This window comes from Mesorhizobium sp. W016 (assembly GCF_054719485.1).
The window spans coordinates 2347800-2373816 of the sequence record NZ_JBTTIF010000002.1; the positions used below are offsets into that span (position 1 = coordinate 2347800).

26 protein-coding genes and 1 tRNA gene are annotated in these 26017 nt (G+C 63.1%); 19 read left to right on the top strand and 8 right to left on the bottom strand.

The genetic code is table 11. From position 1 onward, the window contains the following. The first annotated feature begins 174 nt into the window (after window positions 1-174). From ACYG9V_RS11690 to ACYG9V_RS11715, 6 genes are read left to right on the top strand one after another with little or no spacing between them, the layout of a single operon-like run. Entirely contained in the window at window positions 175-498 is a 324-nt protein-coding gene (locus tag ACYG9V_RS11690) for an ArsR/SmtB family transcription factor (protein ID WP_023687160.1), read from the top strand. Beyond that, on the top strand, window positions 495-920 hold the full coding sequence (locus ACYG9V_RS11695; protein WP_023687161.1) for an SRPBCC family protein: 426 nt from the start codon (window positions 495-497) through the stop codon (window positions 918-920). Before ACYG9V_RS11690 ends, ACYG9V_RS11695 begins: the two co-directional genes overlap by 4 nt. A 57-nt stretch (window positions 921-977) precedes the next feature. Then, on the top strand, window positions 978-1370 hold the full coding sequence (locus ACYG9V_RS11700; RefSeq protein WP_023687162.1) for a VOC family protein: 393 nt from the start codon (window positions 978-980) through the stop codon (window positions 1368-1370). Window positions 1371-1394: 24 nt separating this feature from the next. After that, a complete protein-coding gene (locus ACYG9V_RS11705; RefSeq protein WP_023668396.1) occupies window positions 1395-1616 on the top strand; it encodes a hypothetical protein in 222 nt (73 codons plus the stop codon). Window positions 1617-1619: 3 nt separating this feature from the next. Further along, window positions 1620-2078 carry a DUF1801 domain-containing protein gene (locus ACYG9V_RS11710; protein WP_023687163.1) on the top strand — a complete coding sequence of 153 codons (459 nt, stop codon included), beginning with the start codon at window positions 1620-1622 and terminating at the stop codon, window positions 2076-2078. Window positions 2079-2091: 13 nt separating this feature from the next. Continuing rightward, window positions 2092-2523, top strand: coding sequence for a DUF1801 domain-containing protein (locus ACYG9V_RS11715; RefSeq protein WP_352763047.1), 432 nt, complete (start codon window positions 2092-2094; stop codon window positions 2521-2523). Window positions 2524-2528: 5 nt separating this feature from the next. Here ACYG9V_RS11715 and ACYG9V_RS11720 read toward each other — a convergent pair whose 3' ends face one another. Next, complete coding sequence (locus ACYG9V_RS11720; protein WP_023687164.1) at window positions 2529-3215, bottom strand: HAD family hydrolase; 687 nt, start codon at window positions 3213-3215, stop codon at window positions 2529-2531. Window positions 3216-3402: 187 nt separating this feature from the next. On the opposite strand from ACYG9V_RS11720, the gene ACYG9V_RS11725 reads away from it, so the two are divergent. Then, complete coding sequence (locus ACYG9V_RS11725) at window positions 3403-4536, top strand: site-specific DNA-methyltransferase (protein ID WP_023687165.1); 1134 nt, start codon at window positions 3403-3405, stop codon at window positions 4534-4536. A 219-nt stretch (window positions 4537-4755) separates the two neighbouring features. Here the strand turns inward: ACYG9V_RS11725 and ACYG9V_RS11730 are convergent, their stop codons facing one another. Beyond that, a complete protein-coding gene (locus tag ACYG9V_RS11730) occupies window positions 4756-5367 on the bottom strand; it encodes an HAD family hydrolase (protein ID WP_023687166.1) in 612 nt (203 codons plus the stop codon). Between the two features lie 22 nt (window positions 5368-5389). Continuing rightward, window positions 5390-6511, bottom strand: a complete 1122-nt coding sequence (gene mutY / locus ACYG9V_RS11735) for an A/G-specific adenine glycosylase (protein WP_023687167.1) — start codon at window positions 6509-6511, stop codon at window positions 5390-5392. 50 nt (window positions 6512-6561) lie between these two features. Here mutY and ACYG9V_RS11740 point away from each other — a divergent pair, with 50 nt between their 5' ends. The 4 genes from ACYG9V_RS11740 to ACYG9V_RS11755 all read left to right on the top strand — a co-directional run bounded on the left by ACYG9V_RS11740 (window position 6562) and on the right by ACYG9V_RS11755 (window position 13035). Further along, window positions 6562-7068: a DUF721 domain-containing protein gene (locus tag ACYG9V_RS11740; protein WP_023687168.1), complete on the top strand. Its 507-nt coding sequence runs from the start codon at window positions 6562-6564 to the stop codon at window positions 7066-7068. Window positions 7069-7235: 167 nt separating this feature from the next. Further along, the gene (locus ACYG9V_RS11745) at window positions 7236-7967 is read left to right on the top strand and encodes a DsbA family protein (RefSeq protein WP_023687169.1); all 732 of its coding nucleotides are present in this window, start codon (window positions 7236-7238) and stop codon (window positions 7965-7967) included. Window positions 7968-8036: 69 nt separating this feature from the next. Continuing rightward, a complete protein-coding gene (gene smc, locus ACYG9V_RS11750) occupies window positions 8037-11495 on the top strand; it encodes a chromosome segregation protein SMC (RefSeq protein ID WP_286439414.1) in 3459 nt (1152 codons plus the stop codon). Between the two features lie 1231 nt (window positions 11496-12726). Further along, window positions 12727-13035 (top strand): hypothetical protein, encoded by a 309-nt coding sequence (locus ACYG9V_RS11755; protein ID WP_023670691.1) that lies wholly within the window; start codon window positions 12727-12729, stop codon window positions 13033-13035. A gap of 117 nt (window positions 13036-13152) precedes the next feature. Here ACYG9V_RS11755 and ACYG9V_RS11760 read toward each other — a convergent pair. Further along, a tRNA-Gln gene (locus ACYG9V_RS11760) sits at window positions 13153-13227 on the bottom strand. Between the two features lie 110 nt (window positions 13228-13337). After that, on the bottom strand, window positions 13338-13682 hold the full coding sequence (locus ACYG9V_RS11765; RefSeq protein WP_023670692.1) for a VOC family protein: 345 nt from the start codon (window positions 13680-13682) through the stop codon (window positions 13338-13340). Between the two features lie 215 nt (window positions 13683-13897). Between ACYG9V_RS11765 and ppdK the strand changes: the two genes are divergently transcribed. From ppdK to ACYG9V_RS11780, 3 genes are all read left to right on the top strand, one after another. Continuing rightward, a complete protein-coding gene (gene ppdK, locus ACYG9V_RS11770) occupies window positions 13898-16603 on the top strand; it encodes a pyruvate, phosphate dikinase (protein WP_023670693.1) in 2706 nt (901 codons plus the stop codon). Window positions 16604-16777: 174 nt separating this feature from the next. Beyond that, window positions 16778-17878 carry a glycosyltransferase family 9 protein gene (locus ACYG9V_RS11775; RefSeq protein ID WP_023670694.1) on the top strand — a complete coding sequence of 367 codons (1101 nt, stop codon included), beginning with the start codon at window positions 16778-16780 and terminating at the stop codon, window positions 17876-17878. 89 nt (window positions 17879-17967) lie between these two features. Continuing rightward, window positions 17968-18738 carry a polysaccharide deacetylase family protein gene (locus tag ACYG9V_RS11780; protein ID WP_050485822.1) on the top strand — a complete coding sequence of 257 codons (771 nt, stop codon included), beginning with the start codon at window positions 17968-17970 and terminating at the stop codon, window positions 18736-18738. A gap of 165 nt (window positions 18739-18903) precedes the next feature. Here the strand turns inward: ACYG9V_RS11780 and ACYG9V_RS11785 are convergent, their stop codons facing one another. Both ACYG9V_RS11785 and ACYG9V_RS11790 read right to left on the bottom strand, forming a co-directional pair. Beyond that, window positions 18904-19293, bottom strand: coding sequence for a DUF427 domain-containing protein (locus tag ACYG9V_RS11785; protein WP_023731365.1), 390 nt, complete (start codon window positions 19291-19293; stop codon window positions 18904-18906). 159 nt (window positions 19294-19452) lie between these two features. Next, window positions 19453-19812, bottom strand: coding sequence for a hypothetical protein (locus tag ACYG9V_RS11790; RefSeq protein ID WP_023670697.1), 360 nt, complete (start codon window positions 19810-19812; stop codon window positions 19453-19455). 313 nt (window positions 19813-20125) lie between these two features. Here ACYG9V_RS11790 and ACYG9V_RS11795 point away from each other — a divergent pair, with 313 nt between their 5' ends. Further along, complete coding sequence (locus tag ACYG9V_RS11795; RefSeq protein ID WP_352763045.1) at window positions 20126-21754, top strand: fatty-acid--CoA ligase; 1629 nt, start codon at window positions 20126-20128, stop codon at window positions 21752-21754. 122 nt (window positions 21755-21876) lie between these two features. Then, window positions 21877-22659: a DUF1499 domain-containing protein gene (locus tag ACYG9V_RS11800; RefSeq protein ID WP_023684603.1), complete on the top strand. Its 783-nt coding sequence runs from the start codon at window positions 21877-21879 to the stop codon at window positions 22657-22659. 2 nt (window positions 22660-22661) lie between these two features. Here ACYG9V_RS11800 and ACYG9V_RS11805 read toward each other — a convergent pair whose 3' ends face one another. Further along, window positions 22662-23570 carry an MBL fold metallo-hydrolase gene (locus ACYG9V_RS11805; RefSeq protein ID WP_023684602.1) on the bottom strand — a complete coding sequence of 303 codons (909 nt, stop codon included), beginning with the start codon at window positions 23568-23570 and terminating at the stop codon, window positions 22662-22664. A 117-nt stretch (window positions 23571-23687) separates the two neighbouring features. Here ACYG9V_RS11805 and ACYG9V_RS11810 point away from each other — a divergent pair, with 117 nt between their 5' ends. The 3 genes from ACYG9V_RS11810 (at window position 23688) to rfbC (ending at window position 25992) form a co-directional block, all read left to right on the top strand. Next, entirely contained in the window at window positions 23688-24281 is a 594-nt protein-coding gene (locus tag ACYG9V_RS11810) for a biotin transporter BioY (protein WP_023738505.1), read from the top strand. Window positions 24282-24554: 273 nt separating this feature from the next. Further along, window positions 24555-25436: a glucose-1-phosphate thymidylyltransferase RfbA gene (rfbA, locus tag ACYG9V_RS11815; RefSeq protein WP_023698135.1), complete on the top strand. Its 882-nt coding sequence runs from the start codon at window positions 24555-24557 to the stop codon at window positions 25434-25436. Window position 25437: 1 nt separating this feature from the next. After that, window positions 25438-25992, top strand: coding sequence for a dTDP-4-dehydrorhamnose 3,5-epimerase (gene rfbC / locus ACYG9V_RS11820; protein WP_023687179.1), 555 nt, complete (start codon window positions 25438-25440; stop codon window positions 25990-25992). Window positions 25993-26017: the final 25 nt, after the last annotated feature.

Here is a 26017-nt window from a genome sequence, read left to right on the forward strand (position 1 = left end):
ACGGTGCCGGTCAACTCTTTGAAAGATCCAAACGATCCGATCGTAATCCTGCAGGCGTGCGCCTGCGGCAGGTCGCGTCTGCGCTTTAATCTCGATCCATTCCGCCAGCGCACTTGACTCATCCATATCCCGGCGGTTATACGTCAATCAATAGCTCGCAGGTTATTGATCCCGATGCCGGACGCCCACGATACTTTGTTCAGAACGCTTGCCGACCCGACCCGGCGGGCCATCTTCGAGCGCTTGTGCCGCCAAGGTGAGCAGACCGTGGGGGCGCTGACGGCGCAGTCCGGGGTCTCGCAACCGGCGGTGTCGAAGCATCTCGGCGTCCTGAAGCTGGCCGGCCTGGTGCGTGACCGCCACGCCGGACGCCAGACCCACTACAGCGCGCAGCCCGAGGCACTTGGTCCGCTGACCGACTGGACAGTTCAAATGACAGGATTCTGGGAGAGCCGCTTCGATGATCTCGAGAACCTGCTGAAAAGGATGGACCAGTGAGCAATCCCGAACTGCGCACCGTCGTCGTCGAACGTGAAATATCCTGGCCGGCGGAGAAGATCTGGCGCGCGTTGACGCAGCCGCATCTGATGGAGGATTGGCTCATGAAGAACGATTTCAAGCCTGTCGTCGGCCACAGCTTCAATCTTCGCGGCGACTGGGGCGGCGTGCTCGACTGCGAGGTGCTGGCCATCGAGCAAAACAGGACGCTGTCCTACAGCTGGGATTTTGCGCATGAGGATGCCGCCTACAATCTGAAGAGCGTGGTGACGTTCACGCTCACACCCACGAGCTCGGGAACCCATCTGCGCGTCGAGCAGTCGGGCTTCCATCCGAGCCAGAAGCAGGCCTATGGCGGCGCCAGGGCCGGGTGGCAGCAATTCCTCACCAAGCTGGAGCAGGTCCTGGCGAAGCCGGATTGAAGCCTGCCGGTACCATGCCCTGATCGCGGGGCACCGAATGCAAAAAGGAGGAAATCGATGAAGATCAAGCTGACCAGCGTCTATGTGGACAACCAGGACAACGCACTGCGCTTCTACACCGACGTGCTGGGCTTTGCTGTGAAGGCCGACTTCAGCAATGGGGCTTTTCGTTGGCTGACCGTCATCTCACCCGATGAGCCCGAGGGAGCCGAGCTACAGCTGGCGCTCAACGACAACCCGGCCGCCAAGGCCTACCAGCAGGCCATCTTCAAGCAGGGGCAGCCCGCGCTCATGCTGTTCACCGACGACGTCAAGGGTGATTACGAGCGCATCAAGGGACGCGGCGGTGCGTTCGCCATGGCGCCGACAGAAGTGACCGGCTCGACCATCGCCCAGCTCAACGACAGCTGCGGCAATCTCATCCAGATCACCCAACTGGCGCGTTGGTAGGCGCTGGTTCAAGAGGAAGTTGCAATGAACTTGAGCAAATGGATACGTCAAACCCATCGTTGGCTGTCGATCATCTTCACGCTGACCGTGGCAGCCAATTTCATCACCATGGCGTTCGGGCAACCTCCGGCCTGGGTGGTCTATTCGCCGCTGCTGCCGCTATTCCTGCTGCTGTTCAGCGGCCTCTACATGTTCGTGCTGCCTTACGTCGCGAGATCGCGTGGCGAGCAGGGCGCGCAAGGGTAGGACATGGCCAAGGCGCCGGGAAAATCGAAGGTCGCAAAACCGGCCCCAGACAAGCCGGAAAAGCCGGTCCTGCTTTCGGGCGGCAACCCGCAGATCCCTAAGGTCTATGGGGACGCTCCGGTGCAGGCATATATTGCCGCCATGCCGGGCTGGAAAAGCGATGTCGGGCGCCGGATCGACGCACTTATCGTCAGCGCCTTCCCCGGCGTCTGCAAGGCGGTGAAGTGGAACTCACCGTTCTATGGCATCGAGGGCGACGGTTGGTTCCTCAGCCTGCATTGCTTCACCAGATACGTCAAAGTCGCCTTCTTTCGCGGCACGTCGCTCGATCCTGTGCCTCCCGGCGGTTCCAGGCAAAAGGAAGTGCGCTATCTCGACATCCATGAAGGCGAAGAGATCGACGAAGCCCGCTTCGCCTCCTGGGTGAAGCAGGCCAGCCGATTGCCCGGCGAGAAGATGTGAACGGAGGCAGACCATGAAGATCAGCATGTCGAGCAAGGACGAGGGAGGCGCCTCTGCCTCCGAGCGGATAGATGCCCGAATCCGGGAGCTGGACGATTGGCGGGGCAAGACGTTGGCCAGCCTGCGCAAGACCATCCTCGACGCCGACCCGGAAATCATCGAGGAGTGGAAGTGGATGGGCAGCCCGGTATGGTCACGCGACGGCATGATCGCCGTCGGCAACGCTCACAAGGACAAGGTGAAGCTGACCTTTTCTCACGGTGCCAGCCTGCCGGATCCCGACAGGCTGTTCAACAACGGGTTCAACGGCAAGGTGTGGCGCGCCATCGATGTGTCGGAGGGCGACGTGATCGATGCGGATGCGCTGAAAGCGCTCGTCCGCGCCGCGATTGCCTACAACAGGGCTAAGAAGAAACCGGCCAGGTCGGCCAAAGCCAAGGACTGATCGGTTCAGGCGTCCGACCACTCCGACAGAGCGGCAATCACACTTTTCAGTTCGGCCCAGCGGCGGATGACGGTTTCGGCTCCGGCTTCGGTCAGCACATCGGCATGGCCGGGATAGCTGTGCGCGGCGCCGGTGAAGCCGATCACGCGCATGCCGGCGGCCCTGGCGCCGGTGACGCCGTGCACCGAATCCTCGATGACGAAGGTGTTTGCCGGATTGGCGTTGAGTTGCTCCGCCGCGATCAGGAACACATCCGGCGCGGGCTTGGTTTTCTTGCTTGGTACTTCCAGCGCTGAAAAAATCCGGCCGGCGAAGAACGGCAGCAGGCCCACTTTCTCGAGCATGAACTCGATCCGCTCCAAGCGTGAGTTCGAGCAGACGCAGCGCGGCGCGGTGACCGCGGCGACCGCCTCGCGCACGCCGTCGATGGCGCGCACGTCGCTGCGCAGTTTGCGGTCGACCAGCTCTTCGGCCCGGTCGATCATCGAGGCCTGGAACGGGATGGCGGATTTTTGCTCGACCCGCATCATGATGTCCTTGAAGGTCAGTCCGGCATAGGTTTCGGCGTATTCCTCAGCCGAAATTTCATATCCGGCCAAGGTCAGCAATTCGGCCTCGACGCGGGCTGCGATGATTTCGGAATCGACGAGCACGCCGTCGCAATCGAAGATGACAAGATCTGGCTGGGGCATGGCAATCCGAACGAGGAGGGTGATGGAGGCCCGGCAAGGCTCAAGCGGCGCGACATACACCAACGGGCCGGGCTGCGCAAATTGACGACGTCAGGGCTGCCTGGACCGTTGCGTCCTTCACCGAATATTTACGCTGATCGGTAACCATAACGGGGAGTAAACAGTAACGCGTGCCTTGGGTGTAAAAATGTCTGCCGTGCGTCTTCTCGCCGACCTCTCCCACGCCCCCCAGCAATCCGAGTGGCTGGACACGATCCTCAAGGGCGATTGTGTCGCCGCGCTCGACCGGCTGCCGGAAAAATCCATCGACGTCATCTTCGCCGATCCGCCTTACAATCTGCAGCTCGACGGCGATTTGCACCGGCCCGACCAGTCCAAGGTCGACGCCGTCGACGATGACTGGGACCAGTTCGAGAGTTTCGAGGCCTATGACGCCTTCACCCGCGCCTGGCTCCTGGCGGCACGCCGCGTGCTGAAGCCGAATGGCACCATCTGGGTCATCGGCTCCTACCACAACATCTTCCGCGTCGGCGCCAAGATGCAGGATCTCGGCTTCTGGATCCTCAACGATGTCGTCTGGCGCAAGACCAACCCAATGCCGAATTTCCGCGGTCGCCGCTTCCAGAACGCGCATGAGACCATGATCTGGGCCTCGCGCGACCAGAAGGGCAAGGGCTACACCTTCAATTACGAAGCGATGAAGGCATCGAACGACGACATCCAGATGCGCTCCGACTGGCTGTTCCCGATCTGCACTGGCGGCGAGCGGCTGAAGAACGACAATGGCGACAAGCTGCATCCGACGCAGAAGCCGGAAGCGCTGCTCGCCCGCATCATGATGGCCTCGACCAAGCCGGGCGACATCGTGCTCGACCCGTTTTTCGGCTCCGGCACCACCGGCGCCGTGGCCAAGCGGCTTGGCCGCCATTTCGTCGGCATCGAGCGCGAACAGGCCTATATCGACGCCGCCAATGAGCGCATCGATGCGGTGCGGCCGCTGGAAAGCGCCGATCTCGCCGTGCTCACCGGCAAGCGCGCCGAGCCGCGCGTCGCCTTTGTCAGCCTCATCGATACCGGGCTTATGCAGCCCGGCGCCACGCTTTACGATGCCAAGAAGCGCTGGTCGGCCAAGGTACGCGCCGACGGCACGGTTGCCATCGGTGACAGCGCCGGCTCGATCCACAAGATCGGCGCCGAAGTGCAGGGCCTGGACGCCTGCAACGGCTGGACCTTCTGGCACTATGAGCGCTCGGGCGGCCTGACCCCGATCGACGAACTGCGCCGCATCGCCAGGCTCGGTATGGAGCGCGCAGGGGCTTGAGATTCAAGGTTTAAATTCGGCGCTCTACGACGGCCCCCCTCTGCCCTGCCGGGCATCTCCCCCTCAAGGGGGGAGATTGCTGTCATCAACGCTTTCGCCAATTTTTGATCTTGCAAGGTGAGAACGGCCGCAGCGGCTGCTGATCTCCCCCCTTGAGGGGGAGATGGCCGGCAGGCCAGAGGGGGGCGCCGTAGAGCGTTACTTCGGCCCTCCGCGCATTCACACCGCGATCCCATACCCCGCAAGATCTGCCCGCAGCGTTTTTGCATCCGTGAACAGCACCGACTGCCAGCCGGCGGCCCTGGCGCCATCGACATTTCTGGGGCTGTCGTCGATGAACAGCGTGGCTGACGGTTCGAGACCGAACGCGGCGACGTGATGGTCGTAGATGGCGCGGTCGGGCTTGATCTCACGGATATCGGCCGACACGGTCACGCCGCGCGGGCGGCTGAGGAAATCGAAGCGCAGTCTTGCCTCGGCAAGTGTGTCGGCGGCGAAGTTCGTCAGCATGGTCACGTCGTGGCCGCTCTCGATCAGGCCGAGCATGATGGCGACGCTGTCCTCATAGGCATGCGGCACCATGTCGTTCCAATAGCGTCGGAAATTGCGAATGTTTTCAGCATGATCCGGGTAATCCGCGATCAGCAGCGCTTCCGCCTCTTCCCACGTCCGGCCACGGTCCTGCTCGATGTTCCAGTCATGCGTGCAGACATTGTCGAAGAACCACTTGCGCTCTTCGGCATCGGGAATGAGGCGGCTGAACGGAATGTTCGGATCGTAGTGGAGCAAGACGCGGCCGATGTCGAACACGATATGGCGGATTTCAGTCATTTCTGGCCTTTCAAAGCGAATGCTAGTCAATGGGGCGGTGCTTTTTGGTTGCGCCCGGTATCGCTGCTTCGATGACCTTTTTCATGACCGTCGGCAGCGCTTCTCCGGAAATGTCATGGGCCAGCGACCAGAAATGCCCTTCCGGCGCATCACTTTTCACTTGAGCGTGAAAGACTTCGAGCTCGAGCGCGAAATGGGTGAAGACATGCGCGATCTCTCCAGCGCGCCGCCAGTCGGCAGGGAAGGGCGCTGCCTCCGAAGTGGTTGCACCGTCGATCCGCGCTGTCCAACCTGTGGTCGGCACCTCGGTCATGCCGCCGAGCAGGCCCTTGTCAGGCCGCTTGCGCAACAGGATGGCGCCGTCGCCGCGCTCGGCGACGAAGGCGGCACCCCGCCTGAGTGGTTTGTCGACCTTGGGCAGGCGGACCGGGAAGCGCTCGGGGTCGCCGGACAGGATGGCGCTGCAATCCTCGCGCACCGGGCACAGCATGCAGCGCGGCCGTCTTGGCGCGCAGATCGTAGCGCCGAGGTCCATCATCGCCTGGGCGAAATCGCCCGGCCTTGTCTGCGGAACCAGTCTTGCGACGAGCGCGCGGATTTCAGGCTTTGCCTCGCTGAGCGGCGTTGCGATCGAATAGAGCCGCGAGATGACACGTTCGACATTGCCGTCGACGACCGCCGCCGGACGGTCGAAGGCGATCGCCGCGATCGCCGCCGCCGTATAGGCGCCGATCCCCGGCAATTCCCTCAATCCCGTTTCGTTGTCGGGAAAACGGCCGCCCTGGCTCGCAACCAGATCGGCGCAGGCCTTGAGGTTGCGCGCCCGTGAATAATAGCCGAGCCCGGCCCAGGCCTTCATCACATCCTCGGCCGGCGCAGCCGCCAGCGCCTTCACATCAGGCCATTTCTCGACAAAGGCGCGAAAATAGGATTTTACCGCTTCGACCGTGGTCTGCTGCAGCATCACTTCCGAAAGCCAGATGCGATAGGGGTCCGGCCGTGCACCGCCGGCCGCGGCGTGCGGCGTGATCCGCCACGGCAGTTCGCGATGGTGCGCGTCGTACCAGGCAAGCAGACGCGCGGCGATCTCTCCCGATAGAGTTGGTCCGGATGCGGCCTTGCGGGTCTGTTCGTGCAGTGCCATTGATCGCGGGCTGGCTCTAGGCTGGTGAGGAGCGTGGCTGGAGAACGTACATGGCAGGGAGAACGCCTTACGGCAATCCCGTTCCGGTGAGCGATCTCGCGACCGCGATCCTCGACCCCGTGCTGCGCAAGCGGGCCGGCATTTCGATCGGGCTGGTGCAGTCATGGGAAGAGATCGCCGGCCCCAGGCTCGCCGGCCATTCGCGCCCCGAAAAAATCCAGTGGCCGCGCCGCATGCATGAGGACGATCCGTTCGAGCCGGCGGTGCTGGTCATCGCCTGCGAGGGCATGGCCGCGCTGCACCTACAGCACGAGACCGGCGAGATCATCAACCGCGTCAATGCCTTTCTCGGCTTCAACGCGATCGGCAGGATCCGGATCGTGCAAAAGCCGGTGCTGAGGGACAAAGCCCGGCCGAAACCGACGCCGAGAGCACTGACTTCTGTCGAAAAGGCCAAATTGTCCGATACCGTCGGCAAGATCGAGGATGAAGGCTTGCGCGCCTCGCTGGAGCGTCTTGGCGCCACAATTCTTGGCCAAAGGAAGCGGCCAAGGTAATCAACCGGTAATCAGTCGGTCATGAACGCGTCATCTATCTCGCGCATTCGTGATCCTGCATGTAGAGTTTGGCGATTGGAATGGGGACGGCGATGCCTTAATTCCCGCCAACTCTCGCCTTTTCTAGCCTTTGCGTTGCAAAATCAAACCACAGTCAGGTGATTCGCATGAACCGTAGCTTGTCCCGCAGAAACCTCCTGTCTTCGCTGGCCGTCATTCCGGCAGTGGCTATGCTCGCCGCATGCAGCGATTCAGGCGAGGATGCCAAAGCAGCGGATGTGAAGCCTGCGGCTCCCGCGGTGCCTGCTTCGACGCCTGCCACTCCGGCCGCCGTCAAGGTCCCGGAGTCTTCCGGCAATGTCGACATGGCCGAACTGCTGAAGCCCGGCGCTTTGCCCGACAAGCAGCTCGGCAAGGATGACGCCAAGGTCACCATCGTCGAATATGCTTCGATGACCTGCCCGCATTGTGCGCATTTCGCGGCGACCACCTTCCCTGAGTTGAAGACCAAATACATCGACACCGGCAAGGCGCGTTACATCCTGCGCGAATTCCCGTTCGATCCGAGCGCCGAGGCCGGTTTCATGCTGGCGCGCTGTTCGAAGGACAATTATTTCCCGATGGTCGACGTGCTGTTCAAGCAGCAGGCCAACTGGGTCGGCGTCAACAATACCAAGGATGCGCTGCTGCAGATCTCCAAGCTCGCCGGTTTTACACAGGAGTCCTTCGAGGCCTGCTTGACGGACCAGAAACTTCTGGACGATGTGAGATCGGTCCAGAAGCGCGGCGCCGATGAATTCAAGGTCGACTCGACACCGACCTTCTTCATCAACGGGAAAACCTACAAAGGTGCGATGTCGATTGAGGAAATATCGGCCATCATCGACCCTCTGCTCTGACGTCCAGGCGGCGCCGGAGCGACTGCGCTTTGGCGTCAGCGCACCTTTGTGCCTTCCAGGCAGGCGCGAATGAAGTTTTCGCGCCTTCGCCTCCTCGGCTTCAAGTCCTTCGTCGAACCCGGCGAGTTCGTCATCGAACGCGGCCTGACCGGCATTGTCGGGCCGAATGGCTGCGGCAAGTCGAACCTTGTCGAGGCGATGCGCTGGGTGATGGGCGAAAGCTCATACAAGAACATGCGCGCGTCCGGCATGGACGACGTGATCTTTTCCGGCTCGGGAACGCGCCCGGCCCGCAACACCGCCGAAGTCACGCTGTTCCTCGACAACTCGGACCGCACCGCGCCCGCCGCCTTCAACGACGCCGATGAATTGCAGGTGTCGCGCCGCATCGAGCGCGAAGCCGGCTCGCTCTACCGCATCAACGGCAAGGAAGCCCGCGCCAAGGACGTGCAGCTTCTGTTCGCCGACCAGTCGACCGGCGCGCGCTCGCCTTCCATGGTCGGACAGGGCCGCATCGGCGAACTGATCCAGGCCAAGCCGCAGGCGCGCCGCGCGCTGCTCGAAGAGGCCGCCGGCATTTCCGGCCTGCACACGCGCCGTCACGAGGCCGAGCTTCGGCTGAAGGCGGCCGAACAAAATCTGGAACGGCTGGACGATGTCGTCGGCGAACTGGAGAGCCAGATCGAAAGCCTTAAGCGCCAGGCGCGCCAGGCATCGCGCTTCAAGAACCTGTCGGCCGATATCCGCAAGGCGGAAGCCACGCTCTTGCATCTGCGCTGGACCTTGGCCAAGACCCAGGAGGGCGATGCGCGTTCGGCGCTGGCGGTTGCCACAGCTCTGGTCGGCGACCGCGCCGCCGCCCAGATGGCTGCCGCCCGGGAGCAAGGCATCGGCGCCCACCGGCTGCCGGACCTGCGTGACGCCGAGGCCGCGGCTGCCGCCGCCTTCCAGCGCCTGTCCATCGCCAAGGCGCAGATCGAGGAGGAGGCAGGCCGCATCCGCGCCCGCCAGGCCGAACTCGAGCGCCGGCTGCAGCAGCTCGACGGCGACATCGCGCGCGAGGAGCGCATGGTCCGCGACAATGCGGATATTCTTGAGCGCCTGCGCGAGGAAGAAGCCACGCTCAATTCCGAAAATGCCGGCGCCGCCCAACGCGAGGCCACGACGCGGGCCGCTTTCGAGCAGGCCGGCGCAACGCTGTCGCAGAGCGAAGCCAAGCTCGCTGCGCTGACCGCCGAACGCGCCGAGGCCGCCGCCGCGCGCAATCAGATCGAACGAACGCTGCGCGAAAACGCCGAACGCCGCGATCGCTTTGCCCGCCAGCTGGCCGATGTCGACCGCGAATTGTCCGAGATTGTGTCGAAGGTTGCGGGCTTGCCCGATCCCGCCGAGAAGCGCGCTCTGGTCGAGGACGCGCTCGCCCGGTTGGAGGAGGCCGAGGCCGGCGCCATTGCTGCCGAACAGGCGGTCGCCGAGGCGCGCGCCACCGAGAGTGCCGCCCGTCCGCCGCTGCAGGATGCCAGGGCCGAACTCGCCGGCATCGAGACCGAAGCCCGCACGCTGGCCAAGATCCTCAATGCCGCCAGCGGCGATCTTTTCCCGTCGGTACTGGAGCAACTCAGCGTCGAACGCGGCTATGAGACGGCCCTCGGTGCTGCGCTTGGCGAGGATCTCGACGTGCCGCTCGACCGCAGCGCGCCGGTGCATTGGGGCGAAAGCCAGGTTGAACCAGGCGATGCGGCTTTGCCGGAAGGCCTCAAGAGCCTCGCCAGCGTGGTGCGCGCGCCTTCGCAGCTTGCCCGCCGGTTGGCGCAGATCGGCATCGTCGATGCGGCGGACGGCAAACGCCTGCAGACGCTGCTTGCCCCCGGCCAGCGGCTGGTCAGCCGTGACGGCGCGCTGTGGCGTTGGGATGGCTTGACCGCCAGCGCCGATGCACCGACCGCGGCCGCGCAGAGGCTGGCGCAGAAGAACCGGCTGGCCGAGCTCGATGCCGAGGCGGTGCAGGCGACGCAGATGATGCGTGAGGCAGAGGCTGCCCTTGCCCAGGCCGAACAGGCGCTGCGTGAGGCGAGCGAGGCCGAACGCAACGCCCGCCAGGCCGGGCGCGATGCCCAGCACGGCCTGGACGCCGCCCGCAGCGCGCTGGCCGAGGCCGAAAAGGCCGGTGGCGAGCTGGCAAGCCGCCGCGCCGCCCTGGACGAGGCGCGCGCGCGAATCGTCGACAGCCATGAAGAAACGGCCGCCGCCTTCGCCGAGGCCGAAATGCTGCTGCAGGACGCCCCCGATCTCGGCGACCTGCAACTTCAGCTCGAACAGACCGCCGCCAATGTCAGCCGCGATCGCGCAACCTTGGCCGACGCGCGTGCCGTCCATGAAGGCCTGCGCCGCGAAGCCGAGGCGCGCACGCGCCGGCTCGATGCCATCGGCGCCGAGCGCAGCAACTGGCTGCAGCGGGCCGAAAACGCCTCGACGCAGATCGCCTCGCTCGGCGAGCGCAGGGCCGAGGCCGAGGCCGAGCGCGAAACGCTGGCCGACGCCCCCGACGAGATCGACGCCAGGCGCCGCGCGCTGCTGTCGCAGCTGACCGAGGCAGAGACCTTGCGCAAGGCGGCCGCCGACCGCTTGCAGGAGGCCGAGACCAAGCAGGCCGAGCTGGACAAGGCCGCCACCGCGGCGATCCAGTCGCTGGCCGATTCCCGCGAAACCCGCGTCCGCGCCGAAGAGCGATTGACCGCCGCCGACGAGCGCCGGCTCGAGGTCGAGGCGCGCATCCAGGAAACGCTGAACACGCCGCCGCATTTGGTCATCCGCCATACCGGCCTGGAAGCCGACAGCCCGATGCCGGAAATGGCCGACATCGAGCGCCAGCTCGACCGGCTGAAGGTTGAGCGCGAGCGGCTCGGCGCCGTCAATCTACGCGCCGAGGAAGAGCAGAAGGAACTGTCGGACCGGCTGGAGGCCATCGTTTCCGAGCGCGAGGACATCATCGAGGCGATCCGCAAGCTCAGGCAAGCGATCCAGAGCCTGAACCGCGAAGGCCGCGAACGGCTGCTTGCCGCTTTCGAGGTGGTCAACGGCCATTTCCAGCGGCTGTTCTCGCATCTGTTCGGTGGCGGCACGGCCGAATTGCAGCTGATCGAATCCGACGACCCGCTCGAAGCCGGGCTCGAAATCCTGGCCCGTCCGCCCGGCAAGAAGCCGCAGACCATGACGCTGCTGTCCGGCGGCGAGCAGGCGCTGACGGCGATGTCGCTTATCTTTGCGGTGTTCCTGACCAATCCGGCGCCGATCTGCGTGCTCGACGAAGTCGACGCGCCGCTCGACGATCACAATGTCGAGCGCTTCTGCAATTTGATGGACGAAATGGCCGCGACCACCGAGACGCGCTTCGTCATCATCACCCACAACCCGATCACGATGGCGCGCATGAACCGCCTGTTCGGCGTGACCATGGCCGAGCAGGGCGTCAGCCAACTGGTCTCGGTCGATCTGCAGGCCGCCGAGGCGATGCGCGAGGCGAGCTGACGCAGCATGCTTTGTTGATTTCGTCGGCGATGGCGTCGATCCGACTGTTGCAATAGGACCGTCGCCCTTGCGACCTGCTTGCGACGCGCATTCTGTAAGGTTCGAAGAGAAGGAATTTAAGCGCCACCTGAGAGCGAACGCCAAAGCCCACATGCAAAGCGCCCGGCCAACGCGAAAGCGAGGCCTACAAGGCGCAGATGGCAATAGGCTCCGACCGCAATTCAGCTGCCACGTTTATCGGAAGCCCAGGAAGCTCAGTATCGCAATCACGATAACGACTGCTCCGATGAGCCAGATTATGTTGTTCACCGTATCTCTCCCGAACTAGTTGCTGGGAGTGAACTCGTAAGAGCCTACTAATGTTCCCGCATTTTCTGCGTCGAAACAAAATGGCGGCCATCGCTTCGTCGATTGCCAGACCAAGGTCCGAACAGGGTATGACTGAAGTCCTGACGTCGGAGCCATAGGCCTGAAGGCGGGCAACCTATGCCCTCCCGATACATTGGAACCGGGCTGCCGAGCATGAGTCCCTTCATCGGTGGTCAATCGGGTGCCCGCCATTCCTGAGAGGTTAGCGGGCACCCGATTGTCGTGACACCGCCAACGGCGTGCGTTTCAATAGCGAGGCTAACAGTGACCTTTGTCCAGAGATCTGTGCGTGACGGCGCAACCCGACCCGCAAACGACAACGACAGTCCTGCGGAGGTTTCTTCCGTTCTTGACCTCATACCATCGGCTGACGACGACAAGGTCGCTGAGCTTGTCAGGCGAACAGAGCGCCTGGCAATCGCAGTGGTTATCGGAATCGCGGTTCTGCTGATCTTGGCGCCGGTGGTTTACCTTGCACTTTCTTACGGGATCTGAGACGGCCCGACTTAGGCGATCTAAGATGGCCTGATTGGTCTCGTAAATCTCACAAATTGTGCCGACGGTCTTCCTCGCAAGACGGGTGTTTCCCGTCACAGATCAGGAGATCGAACGCGACGACATAGAAGGGTCCTGTGCAGCGCTCCTTTGTCGAGTGGCGTAACCCTGGTGGTCGGCTTGAAAGAGCGCCTTTACCAGAAGTTGCCAACAGGAGCTGCTGTCGCAACTTCTTCTTTCGATACGCCGTGTTGCACGGGAGCAGCCGTCACTGATCGCGCCCGTGGACCGACGACGCTACTCGGAACCAAAGGGATGGGACGCGGTTATCCCCGCGAAGGGATAATTAGCAGGTGGAGATATTACAATGAAAACAATGATCGTGAGCGCCTTGGCGCTGTTCATTGCCATGCCGACGATAGCTCCGGCAGCCGAAGCTGACGTGGTCATCACGACCCACCATCGACATCATCACAGGAGCGTAAAGGTCATCAATGACCAGGGTCAACGCCTTCATCACCGCAGACACGGCACGGTTGCCTTCTACGACCACGGCCGCAGACATCATCGCCGGGATACGGTCATCGTGACCGGCTCGATCGAGCGCAGCCATCATCGCTATTATCGACATCATCGGCATCATCCCGTCGTCATCCAGGACGACAACGATTACTGATCCTCTCCGCACGGCCCCGGCTCTGTCAACGGAGTCGGGGTCGCGTGGGAGTCAGATAGCTCCTGACGGCAGCCATCGATAAGGTCGGTAAATCATTGATTCCAAAGGCATGTGATTTGGCTGGGGCGCCAGGATTCGAACCTGGGAATGTCGGTACCAAAAACCGATGCCTTACCACTTGGCGACGCCCCAGCAAGCGAGCTTTGCCCGTTGCGCGCGGCCTTATAGGACGAGCGGCACGAAAGCTCAATGCCGAGTTGGCCACTGTGCAAAACTGATCCACCGCTTGGCGCGGGGACGCGCTATTCGCCCCAGACCGCCAACTCGTTGCCAGCGGGATCGGTGAAATGGAACCGCCTGCCGCCCGGGAACGAGAATATCGGCTTGACGATCGTGCCGCCGGCGCTTTCGACAACGTCGAGCGTTGCTTCCAGATCCTGCGAATAGAGCACCGGCAATGGTTTCGCCGGCGCCTCCGCTGCATCGGCCTGGAAGCCGCCATCGAGCCCTTCGCCGAAGGCCGAATAGGTCGGCCCGTAATCGGTGAACGACCACGAGAAGGCGGCGCTGTAGAAAGCCTTGACGCTGTCCAGCGTCGCGCCGGTCGCGGGCAGTTCGAGATAGTCGAGTTTTCCGTTGAGTTTCATCACGCTGCTCCCAACTTGTTCCCTATATGTTCTATATCCTGGGCAGCGATCCGGCAAGTCTTTTCGACGCAGCTTTTGCTTAATCGATTGTAGTCGCCGGGCTTCGCTGCCACACCTTGCCTTTCGCACTGCAGCATAATAACGCTCGGGTCGGAACGCGGGGGAACCGGGTCTTGGCCCCGGTGTTCTATCTTCCGAGGACTTGGAGGGCGAGCATGACCAAATGGGTCTACACCTTCGGCGATGGCGCCGCGGAGGGACGTGCGGGCGACCGCAACCTTCTCGGCGGCAAAGGCGCCAATCTGGCCGAGATGTGCAGTCTTGGCCTGCCCGTGCCGCCGGGCTTCACCCTCACCACCGAAGTCTGCAACGCCTATTACGCCAACGGCAACAGCTATCCGGCCGCGTTGCAGGCCGATGTCGTCAAGGCGCTGGACCATATCGGGCAGTTGACGGGGCGCCGTTTCGGCGATCCGTCGAAGCTGCTTCTGGTCTCGGTCCGCTCCGGGGCCAGGGCCTCGATGCCGGGCATGATGGACACCGTGCTCAATCTCGGCCTCAATGACGAGACGGTCGAGGCGTTGGCAGCCGATTCCGGCGATGCCCGCTTTGCCTATGACAGCTACCGCCGCTTCATTCAGATGTATTCCGATGTCGTCATGGGTCTCGACCACGAAGTGTTCGAGGAAATCCTGGAGGACCAGAAGGCGAGCCTCGGCCACGAGCTCGACACCGAACTGACAGCGCAGGAATGGCAGAGCGTCATCGCCCTTTACAAGGCCAAGGTCGAGGAGGAACTCGACAAGCCGTTTCCGCAGGACCCGCACGAGCAGCTGTGGGGGGCGATCGGCGCGGTGTTTTCCAGCTGGATGAACAACCGCGCCATCACCTACCGGCGCCTACACGACATCCCGGAAAGCTGGGGCACGGCGGTCAATGTCCAGGCCATGGTATTCGGCAACATGGGCGAGACGTCGGCCACCGGCGTCGCCTTCACGCGCAACCCCTCGACCGGCGAAAAGATGCTCTATGGCGAATTCCTGGTGAACGCGCAGGGCGAGGATGTCGTAGCCGGCATCCGCACGCCGCAAAACATCACCGAGGCGGCGCGCATCGCCGCCGGCTCCGACAAGCCGTCGCTGCAGAAACTGATGCCGGACGCGTTCCGGTCCTTCGTCGACATCTCCGACCGCCTGGAACAGCACTACCGCGACATGCAGGATCTCGAATTCACCATCGAGCGCGGCAAATTGTGGATGCTGCAGACGCGTTCCGGCAAGCGCACCGCCAAGGCGGCGCTGAAGATTGCCGTCGAAATGGCGCGCGACAAGCTGATCACGACGGAGGAGGCGGTCGCCCGCATCGATCCCGCCTCGCTCGATCAGCTGTTGCATCCTACCATCGACCCCAAGGCCGCGCGCGATGTCATCGGCGTCGGCCTGCCGGCTTCTCCGGGCGCCGCGACCGGCGAGATCGTCTTCTCGTCCGCCGATGCCGAGGATCTGAAGACGCAAGGTCGCAAGGCAATCCTGGTGCGCATCGAAACCAGCCCCGAAGACATTCACGGCATGCATGCTTCAGAAGGCATCCTGACCACGCGCGGCGGCATGACCAGCCACGCCGCCGTGGTCGCGCGCGGCATGGGCAAGCCTTGCGTTTCGGGCGCCGGCTCGCTGCGTGTCGACTACAAGGCCGGCACGCTGATGTCGATGGGCCAGACCTTCCGCAAGGGCGACATCATCACCATCGATGGTAGCAACGGCCAGGTGCTGAAGGGCGCCGTGTCGATGCTGCAGCCGGAACTGTCGGGCGATTTCGCCGCCATCATGGAATGGGCCGATGCGGTGCGCCGCATGAAGGTGCGCACCAATGCCGAGACGCCGCTCGATGCGCGCATGGCGCGCTCCTTCGGCGCCGAAGGCATCGGCCTCTGCCGCACCGAGCACATGTTCTTCGACGGCGAGCGTATCGTCGCCATGCGCGAGATGATCCTGGCCGATACCGAGAAGGACCGCCGCACCGCGCTTGCCAAGCTGTTGCCGATGCAGCGCTCGGATTTCCTCGAACTGTTCGAGATCATGGCCGGCCTGCCGGTGACGATCCGGCTGCTCGATCCGCCGCTGCACGAATTCCTGCCCAAGACGGAAGCGGAGGTGGCGGAGGTCGCCGCCGCCATGAACGTCTCGCTCGACAAGCTCAGGCAGCGCACCGAAGCCCTGCACGAGTTCAACCCGATGCTCGGCCATCGCGGCTGCCGCCTCGCCGTCTCCTATCCCGAGATTGCCGAGATGCAGGCGCGCGCCATTTTCGAGGCAGCCGTCGAGGCCGGCAAGAAAGCCGGCGCGCTGGTCGTTCCCGAGATCATGGTGCCGCTGGTCGGCCTGGTGAAGGAGCTCGACTACGTCAAGGCGCGCATCGATGCGGTCGCCAAGGCTGTCATGGACGAGACCGGCGTCAAGATCGACTATCTCACCGGCACGATGATCGAGCTTCCGCGCGCGGCGATCCGCGCCCACGTCATCGCTGCTACGGCCGAGTTCTTCTCCTTCGGCACCAACGACCTCACCCAGACCACTTTCGGCATCTCGCGCGACGATGCGGCGTCCTTCCTCGAGACCTATCGGCAGAAAGGCATCATCGAGCAGGACCCGTTCGTCTCGCTCGACATCGAGGGCGTCGGCGAACTGGTGCGCATGGCTGCGCAAAAGGGCAGGGCGACACGGCCCGACATCAAGCTCGGCATATGCGGTGAACATGGCGGCGATCCGGCCTCGATCCGCTTCTGCGAAGAGGTCGGCCTCGACTATGTCTCGTGCTCTCCCTACCGCGTGCCGATCGCGAGATTGGCCGCAGCCCAAGCCGCGGTGCAGATTGCCAAAACAGCAGTACCGCGCCCCAAAAAGAGCGCCGCGGCATCCTGATTTCGACACAGTCCTTTCGGTATCGATGAAACGGCCACCCGTGGGTGGCCGTTTGGCGCTAAGCTTACGATTTTGTAAGCAAATTCACGCTGATGTGCGCGCCCCAACACGCAATCCCGACATCGTTTCTTCCCAATTTCACGGCCCCCCAACCCGCCCGGTGCCGAGAAAAAGATGTTACAGATTTCGCCCAGACCCTTCCGCTCGATCCTGATTATCCAGACCAAGTTCATCGGCGATATTGTTCTGTCCTCCACGCTCGCCAAGAACCTGCAGCTCGAATATCCCGGTGTCAGGATCGTCTTTCTCTGCGAGGCGCGCCTCGCCAGTTTCGTCACCGCGCACGGCATCGCCGCCGAGGTCGTCAGCTTCCGCCGCGCCGCCATGCGCGGCACCCCGCTGGAGCGTGGGCGCGAGCTCTATTCTATGATCAGCAAGCTGCGCCAATTCCGTTTCGACCTGACCATCGACCTCACCGATTCAAAGACATCGCGGCTCATCGTCAGGTTCCTCAACGCCAGCACCCGCATCGGCTACAATCCTCCGGAAAGGCCGCTGCGCTGGCATGAGCGCCAGCCCGCCAATGTCTTTGCCGAGCCGTTCGGTTTTGGCGAACGTCACTATCTCTACCGCTACCTTTCGCCGCTCGAGCCGCTCGGCGTCGGCCTGCGCGTGCGGGTGCCGTCGATTCGGCCATTGCCGATGGAGACGGCGAGGGCCCAGGCATTGCTGGACAAACACCATTTGCGGCCAAACGGCTTTATCGCGGTGCATGCCGGCGCAAGTTTTCACGGCCGGCGCTGGCAGCATGAACGCTTTGCCGCCGTGATCGACACGATTTCGCGCGAAACCGGACTGGATTTCGTACTCGTCGGCGGCCCTGACGAGCGCAAGCCGGCCGAGCAGATCCTCGCCAGTGCCGCGTCGATCGTCAACCTCGTCGGCGCGCTGTCGCTGGAAACGCTGCTGGCGGTGTTGCAGCAGGCGCGGCTGTTTGTCGGCAATGAGAGCGGCCCCATGCACATGGCAGCAGCGGCCGGAACGCCGGTTGTCGGCCTTTTCGGCCTGACCAGCCCGGCCGTCTGGGGACCGGTCGGCGTGCCCAGCCTCGCCTTGCAGCCATCCATGCCGTGCAATTGCGTGGCGGGCAGCCTGTGCAATCCGCTCGATCCCAGCAAGGCCTGCTGCGTCTGGCGCCTCGAGGTCGAACCGGTCGTCGCGGCCGTGCGCGAAGTCCTGTCACGCACGCATGTGGAACTGGAACACGCCGTCTGACGGTGCGCGGCGGTCACATTGTCGGGATATCAGCTTTCTCACGGCCACTATCCCGATTTCCGCCTTGTTGCGGGTCCTGGGATGCGGCTATGACAGCGCCGATTCTCAGACAAGACAGGCATCCCTTGCAAAAGCTGTTTTGCGCCTTGGCGCTATCTATCGTGGCCGTGTCCTCGGCCCAGGCCGCGCCGCTTGTCGAGCCGGCGCTGCATCTGAAGGCTGAGGACGGTAGCAGTGTCGGCCGCGTCGCGCTTACGCTCGACGCCTGCGGCGGCCAGACCGATACGAGGATCCTGTCGGCGCTGGTGGAGAACCGGATTCCGGCGACGATCTTCGTCACCGGTATCTGGCTGAAGCGCAACGCCGCCGCCGTCGAGATCATGCGCGCGCATCCGGACCTGTTCGAACTGGAAAACCATGGCGGCCATCACATCCCGGCCGTCGACACGCCGCGCAAGATCTATGGCATCCGCAGCGCCGGCAGCCCGGAAGCGGTGCAGGCCGAAGTCGAATCGGGCGCTGCCGCTCTCGCTGGCACCGGCGAGCCGGCGCCGAAATGGTTTCGCGGCGCGACCGCCGAATACAGCCCGTCGGCTATCGCCATGATCCGCAAGCTTGGCTTCAAGGTCGCCGGCTTTTCGATCAACGGCGATGGCGGCTCGTTGCTCGGCGCAAAAGAAACCGCCCGGCGCATCGCCGCCGCCAAGGATGGCGATGTCATCATCGCCCACATCAACCAGCCGACCCACGCCGCCGGCGAGGGCGTCGTGCAAGGTCTGCTCGCGCTGAAGGCCAAGGGGCTGATGTTCGTGCGGCTGGATGACGCCGACGGTGTCGGCAACGACGGGACGACTGATTAGGATCAGGCGGCGGCAGGCAGTTTCACCGCCTTTGGACTGACGTCGCCGACGTTTGAGATTAGCCGAGGCCTCTGAGCTTCGTCATCCCAGGATGAAACAGGAGCGAAGCTCCGTCGCGAAGACCCTGGGATGACGAAGCGAGCAACGGCGGCTTGAGTCGCTTGCTCAGGCCGGTGCTGCTTCGATCGTCACCCTGTCGGGATAGAAGGCGCCGTGGTCGCGAATCTCAGCCATTTCGTCGAACGGCTGCTCATAGCCCCACATTGCGTCCTTGCCGGTCTCGCCGGCCGGCAGCACGCTCCAGTAGCTGGCGTCGCCCTTGTAGGGGCAGTGGGTCGACAGGGTGGTTTTGCCGAGCTGGGTGAAGTCGATGTCTTCGAAGGGGATGTAGAATGCCTGGCGGTAGGGCGGTTCGGACAGAAGCTTCGCCCGCGTCGATGAGGCGATCACCGTATCGCCGGCACGCACGACCACGGTACCCCGATAGGGTTCGACGGTGATGACCTTGCCGGGATTGCTCTGAAAGCCGGGGGCGGGGTTGGCGATCTGGTCCATGCGGGGTTCTCCTTGTTCGATTGGGAGCACAGTCCGATTGAGAGCGTGCGGGGTTGCTTCCCATGTCCCTAAAATGTGTCTGGAGAACTCGTTGCGCAAGCCTTCGCCAGTAGGCCAGAGCTGGCCTTCCGATCACTAAAAACGATCCCGCGTGGAATGCTAGGCTGCGGTCTTGAACACGTCCATTAGGCCGGCATAGGCCGCGGCAATACCGGCTACCGGGTTGGTGCTTCTTGACGTCGTCTCGACCTTCAGCGGGCCGCCGCCGGTCGGCAAGGTGAGCAGCAGGAACTGGCGATTGCCGCCGTCGCCGATCGATGCGGCGGCGACATGCTGGCCTTCGCCTTCGTTTTGGACGCACATTTTGAACAGCAGCGTGCCGCCGACCGCCTCAAGGGCGCCGCCGACCACCTCGACAAATTCGTCTTCGGAAACCTTTTTGGCCTCCGGCACGAGATCGGCCAGACTTGCGGCAAGCGTGTCTTCAAGCTCTTTGTCGTCGAGTTGAATATCGTCCAACTGCACGTCTTCGGCCCCGCTGTCAGCCAGCTGCCTGTCGTCGATCTGCCTGTCGTCGATCTGCCTGTCGTCGATCTGCTTGTCGTCGAGCTGCGTGTCCATGCGAACCTCTTTCAGTCGCCAATCCGCACCCCCTACCCCGTTAACGAACCTTAACGTCGACGATGGCCGGATTGTGGCGGTTTTCCCCGCCTTTCGATCACTGCTTGCTTCAGCCGTTAACGGTTGGAGACGTCATGGCTGGACAATCCGTCCGTTCGTCCCACAATGGAACAAAAGACGGGAAAAACGAGGAAGCAATGGGAGGAACCAGATGCTCGGACTGATGCAGGAATGGCCGCTGCTCTGCCACAAGCTGATCGACAATGCCGAGCGGCAGCACGGGACGCGCGAGATCGTCTCGCGCTCGATCGAAGGTCCTGTCGTTCGCATCACCTATGCTGAAGTTCATCGCCGCGCGCTCAAGGTCGCTCAACGGTTGGAGCGCGATGGCTTTGTGCTCGGCGACCGCATCGCGACCCTGGCCTGGAACACGGCGCGCCACATAGAGGCCTGGTACGGCATCATGGGCATCGGCGCCATCTACCATACGCTTAACCCGCGTTTGTTCCCCGAGCAGATCGTCTGGATCATGAACAATGCGCAGGATAGAGGGATCTTCGTCGACCTGACCTTCATGCCGCTGCTGGAAAAGATCGCCGGCGCGGTCAAATCGCTGAAAAAGGTGATCGTCCTGACCGACAAGGCGCATCTGCCTGAAACGACGCTGCCGAATGTGGTTGCCTATGAGGACTGGTTGAACGAGGCCGATGGCGACTTCGCCTGGAAGGTTTTCGGCGAAAACACCGCAGCCGGCATGTGCTACACCTCCGGCACGACGGGCGATCCCAAAGGCGTGCTCTACAGCCACCGCTCGAATGTGCTGCATGCCATGATCGCCGCCATGCCCGACGCCATGGGCCTCTCCGCGCGGGACACGATCCTCCCCGTCGTGCCGATGTTTCATGCCAATGCCTGGGGCCTTGGCCAGAGCGCGCCGATGATCGGCGCCAAGCTGGTCATGCCCGGTTGCAAGATGGACGGCGCCTCGATCTACGAGCTGCTCGACACCGAGAAGGTGACCTTCAGCGCCGCCGTGCCGACCGTCTGGATGATGCTGCTGCAGCATCTGGAAGAGACCGGCAAGAAGCTTCCCTATCTCAGCAAAGTCGTCATCGGCGGCTCGTCCTGCCCGCGCGCCATCATCAGGAAATTCCAGGACAATTACGGTGTCGAAGTCATCCATGCCTGGGGCATGACCGAAATGTCGCCGCTCGGCACGCTGTGCACCATGAAGCCGCAGTATCAAGCGCTCGAGGGCGAGGACCGGCTCGATATCCAGGGCAAGCAGGGCTACCCGCCCTTCGGGGTCGAGATGAAGGTGACGGATGACGACGACAAGGAACTGCCTTGGGACGGCAAGACCTTCGGCCGGCTGAAGGTGCGCGGTCCAGCCGTCGCCAGCGCCTATTATGGCGGCGTCGGAGCCGAGCAGTTCGACAAGGACGGCTGGTTCGACACTGGCGATGTCGCCCATATCGATTCCGGCGGCTACATGCAGATCACCGATCGCGCCAAGGACGTCATCAAGTCGGGCGGCGAGTGGATATCGACCATCGACCTGGAGAACCTCGCCGTCGGCCATCCCGATGTCGCCGAGGCCGCGGCGATCGGCGTCCATCATTCGAAATGGGGCGAACGGCCCTTGCTGGTCGTGGTCGCCAAACCCGGCAAGGAGCCGAGCAAGGCGGACATACTGGCGTTCATGGACGGCAAGGTGGCGAAATGGTGGATGCCCGACGACGTCGCTTTCATCAGCGAAATCCCGCACACCGCCACCGGCAAGATCCAGAAGATCACCTTGCGCAAGCAGTTCAGCGACTACCGCCTGCCGACGGATTGACCGGGACCGTGCGTTTCCTTGACCTTCAAGCTACCGGCGGCAAAAACGTTAGGGCAGGGGATGTTCAATTTGAGCATCCTTTGCTCTAAGCGTCTGTGCGGGTTGGGGCGGTGCTGAAGACAATGGAAATTGACGAGCGGCAGACATCGAAGGCGGCCGGCTGGTCGCGGCGCACGGGCGCTTTTGCCCTGGTCCTGCTGCTCACCGTGCTGGCCGGCCATCATTTCGAACTGGTGGAAACGCCGGCCTTCCTGTGGGTGCTGGCGATCGTCGCCCTGCTTGCCGCATTCGCTTTGCTGTTTGCCGGTCTCGCTCTGTCCAGGCTGTGGCATTTCGGTGACCGTGGCGGCCGCGACCTCTCGGTCGGCGCCCTGCTGGCGCTGCTGGTGCTGACGCCCTACGGCTTTGCCACCTATTTGGCGGCGACCACGCCGCCCCTGAGGGACATCACGACGGACCTCGACAATCCGCCAGTGCTCGACACCAGCGACCGCACCAAGGACATGAACGTGCTCGCGCTGCCAACGCCGGGCGAAGCGCGCCTGCAGGCCGACGCCTATCCGCTGGTCACCGGGCATAGCTACAATCTGCCTTTCGAAACCGTCGTCGACGCCGTTGAAACCGTGCTCGACCGCCGCGATTGGCAACTTACCGCGCCATACCCAGTGACCGACGGTCAAGACGAGGTGACGATATCGGCCGTGGCCCGGAGCTTCGTCGTGGGCCTGCCCGCCGACGTCGCCATCCGGGTCAGCAATGATGGCGACACCATCGTCGTCGACATGCGCTCGGCCTCCCGCTACGGCCGCTACGACCTCGGCGACAATGCCGCCCGTATCGTCGGGTTCCTCGCCGAACTTGATCAGGAAGTTGCGGGCCAGGTGGGTGCGGCGCCGGCTGAGTAGTTCTACCCCACCGGCACAAAAACGCCGTCGATGGCCGGGTCACCCTGGGTAGCAACCAGGCCGCGCGCCACCAGGTCCTCGAGATGGGCAAGCACCGACAGGCCGGCGGCGCCATGCAGGCGCGGGTCGGTGTCCCTGTAGATCGCCTTGACCATGTCCGGGATTGTCCGGTCGCCGCCCCGGATGCGTTCGAGGATCGCCCGTTCGCGCATCTTGCGGTGAGTCTTCAGCCCGCGCATGAAGCTGCGCGGCGCATTCACCGGGCCGCCATGGCCGGGCAGCAGCAGGCGGTCGCCGCGCGCGATCAATTTATCCAGCGAGGCCATGTAGTCGGCCATCGCGCCGTCCGGCGGCGCCACGATCGACGTCGCCCACGCCATCACATGGTCGGCCGAAAACAGGATGCCGGTGCCTTCGAGCGCAAATGCCGCGTGATTGGCGGTGTGGCCCGGCGTCAGCACCGTCCGGATCGTCCAGCCATCGCCCTCGACCAGCGTATCGTCGGGCAAAGTGACATCCGGCGCGAAACCGGTGTCGGCGCTGGCGTCGAGCGGATTGATCTCGCCGATCCGCAGCGGCCTTGCCGGGCGGTGCGGGCCTTCGGCCAGCACGGCGGCACCGGTGCGCGCTTTCAGCCGGGCGGCCAGCGGAGAATGGTCGCGATGCGTGTGACTGACTAAAATATGGCTCACCGGCCGGTTTGCGATCACCTTCAGCAACGTCTGGAAATGCGCTTCATCATCCGGACCCGGGTCGATCACCGCCAGTGTGTCGCGGCCGATAATGTAGCTGTTTGTGCCGTGAAAGGTGAATGGGCTGGGGTTTTTGGCGGTGACGCGCAAGACCTCGAGCGCGACGGTGACGCCCCGGCCATAGGCGGGATCGAAGCTGGTGTCGAATTTGAGCGCCATGGCGGTGTCGTTGAACCTCTGTTCAGGAGGACGGCAAAACTGATTGCCGCATAACACGGAAGCCAATATAGAAAAACGCAAGGCCGCGATCTGCGGCAATCCGGATTGGGGAAGACCATGGCACTTGCAACGACGATGCGTCCGCTTGTTTCTCTCGCTTTGCCCCAGGAGGGCGCGCAGCGCCTGGCAACCCAGCTTTTGCTCGCGATCGCCGGAACGCTGCTTTTGACCCTGTCGGCCAAGACGAAAGTCGTGCTCGGGCCGGTCGACATCTCGATGCAGACGCTGGCCGTCCTGCTGATCGCCACCGCGTTTGGCCTGCGGCTTGGCGTCGCTACCCTGCTTCTCTACATGGCCGAAGGCGCCATGGGCTTCCCGGTCTTCCAGAGCACGCCTGAAAAGGGCATCGGCATCGCCTACATGATCGGCGGCACCGGCGGTTATCTCGCCGGCTTCATCGTCATGGCAGCCATTGTCGGCTGGGCCGCCGACCGCGGCTGGGACCGCCACCCGATCAAGCTGTTCAACGCCATGCTGGTCGCCGAAATCGTCATGATGGCCATGGGCTTTGCCTGGCTGGCCACCCTCATCGGCGTGGAAAAGGCGTGGCAGTTCGGCGTTTTGCCGTTCGTTCTCGGGGATTTGATCAAGGTTGCGCTCGCCGCCAGCCTGGTGCCGGCGATATGGTCGCTGCTGCCCAAGCAGCCCTGAAAACCGGACGACACAATGAGCCGGCGGGCCAAAGGCCCGCCGGCTTTTTTATTGTTGTGCATCCAAAAGGATGGCGGGACGCCGGTTTGCCAAATCGCCGCATCTATTGCAGCGTCAGCTTGTGCCTGGTCGGTCAAATTGCCGCGAGGCGGCAGATGCAGAGCAATTCTGGCGCCGATCCACGGCCGAGATTGAATTGACAAGCCATTGCGCGAAACCTAAGCACGGGCAACTTGATTTCGAGGCGGGGGCCGGCAATTCAAGGAGAGCTTGTTGAAGGGAATAATCCTTGCAGGAGGCAGCGGGACGCGTCTGTATCCCCTTACATTAGCGATCTCTAAGCAGATTCTGCCGATATACGACAAGCCGATGATTTTTTATCCGCTGAGCGTCTTGATGCTCGCCGGTATCCGCCAGATTTTGATCATTTCGACACCTCGCGACTTGCCGGTGTTTCGGGAGTTGCTGGGCGACGGTTCGGAATTCGGGGTCGAATTCTCCTATGCCGAGCAGGCGCAGCCCAACGGGCTTGCCGAGGCCTTCATCATCGGCCGCGACTTCATCGGCAAGGATAATGTGTCGATGATTCTCGGCGACAACATCTATTTCGGCGAGGGCCTGTCGCAGCTCTGCCGCACTGCTGCGCAGCGCCAAAGCGGCGCGTCGGTGTTCGCCTACCATGTCGAGGACCCGCAGCGCTACGGCGTGGTGTCGTTCGACAAGCTCAGCGGCACGGCTTTGACGATCGAGGAGAAGCCGCGGGAGCCGAAGTCCAACTGGGCGGTCACCGGCCTCTATTTCTACGACAATGAGGTCGTCGACATCGCGTCGACGATCAAGCCCTCGGCGCGTGGCGAACTCGAGATCACGGCGGTCAACAACGTCTATCTCGAGCGCGGGAAATTGCACGTGCATCAGCTCGGCCGCGGCTATGCCTGGCTCGACACCGGCACGCATGACAGCCTGCATGAAGCCTCTTCCTTCGTGCGCACGATCGAGCACCGCCAGGGGATCAAAGTCGCCTGTCCTGAAGAAATCGCTTTCGAGCAGGGCTGGCTGACCGCCGACAAGGTGCTTGAGCGCGCCACGCGCCTGGGCAAGAACGAATACGCCGCCTATCTGCGCCGGCGTGTCACCGAGCTGACGGAGACATAGGGTGCTGGAAGTCAGGCAGCTCGGTTTGGATGGCGTGCTGGAAATCGTGCCGAAGCGGCACGGCGATGCGCGCGGTTATTTCATCGAAACCTGGAATGCCGAGGCCTTTGCCGAGGCCGGCATCGATCTGCGTTTCGTCCAGGACAATCATTCCTATTCGGCTGCCGCAGGTGTCGTGCGGGGGCTTCACTATCAACTGCCTCCACGCGCGCAGGACAAGTTGCTGCGTGTGATCCGAGGCAAGATTCTCGACGTGGCGGTCGACATCCGCCGCAGCTCGAAAACCTTCGGCAAATGGGTCGCGCTCGAAATATCGGCCGAGAGAGGCAACCAGATCCTCGTGCCGAAGGGTTTCGCGCACGGTTTCGTCACGCTCGTGCCGGACACCGAGGTTCTGTATAAGGTCACCGACACCTATTCGCCGGCGCATGATCGATCGATCCGTTTCGACGATCCTGATATCGGCATCGATTGGCCGTCGCCGGCCGGCGCCTTCGAGCTCTCGGCCAAGGACCTCAAGGCGTCGGCGCTTGCTGAGGCCGAGGTGTTCGCATGACGCGCGACGATGTGAGGAGAGCGCC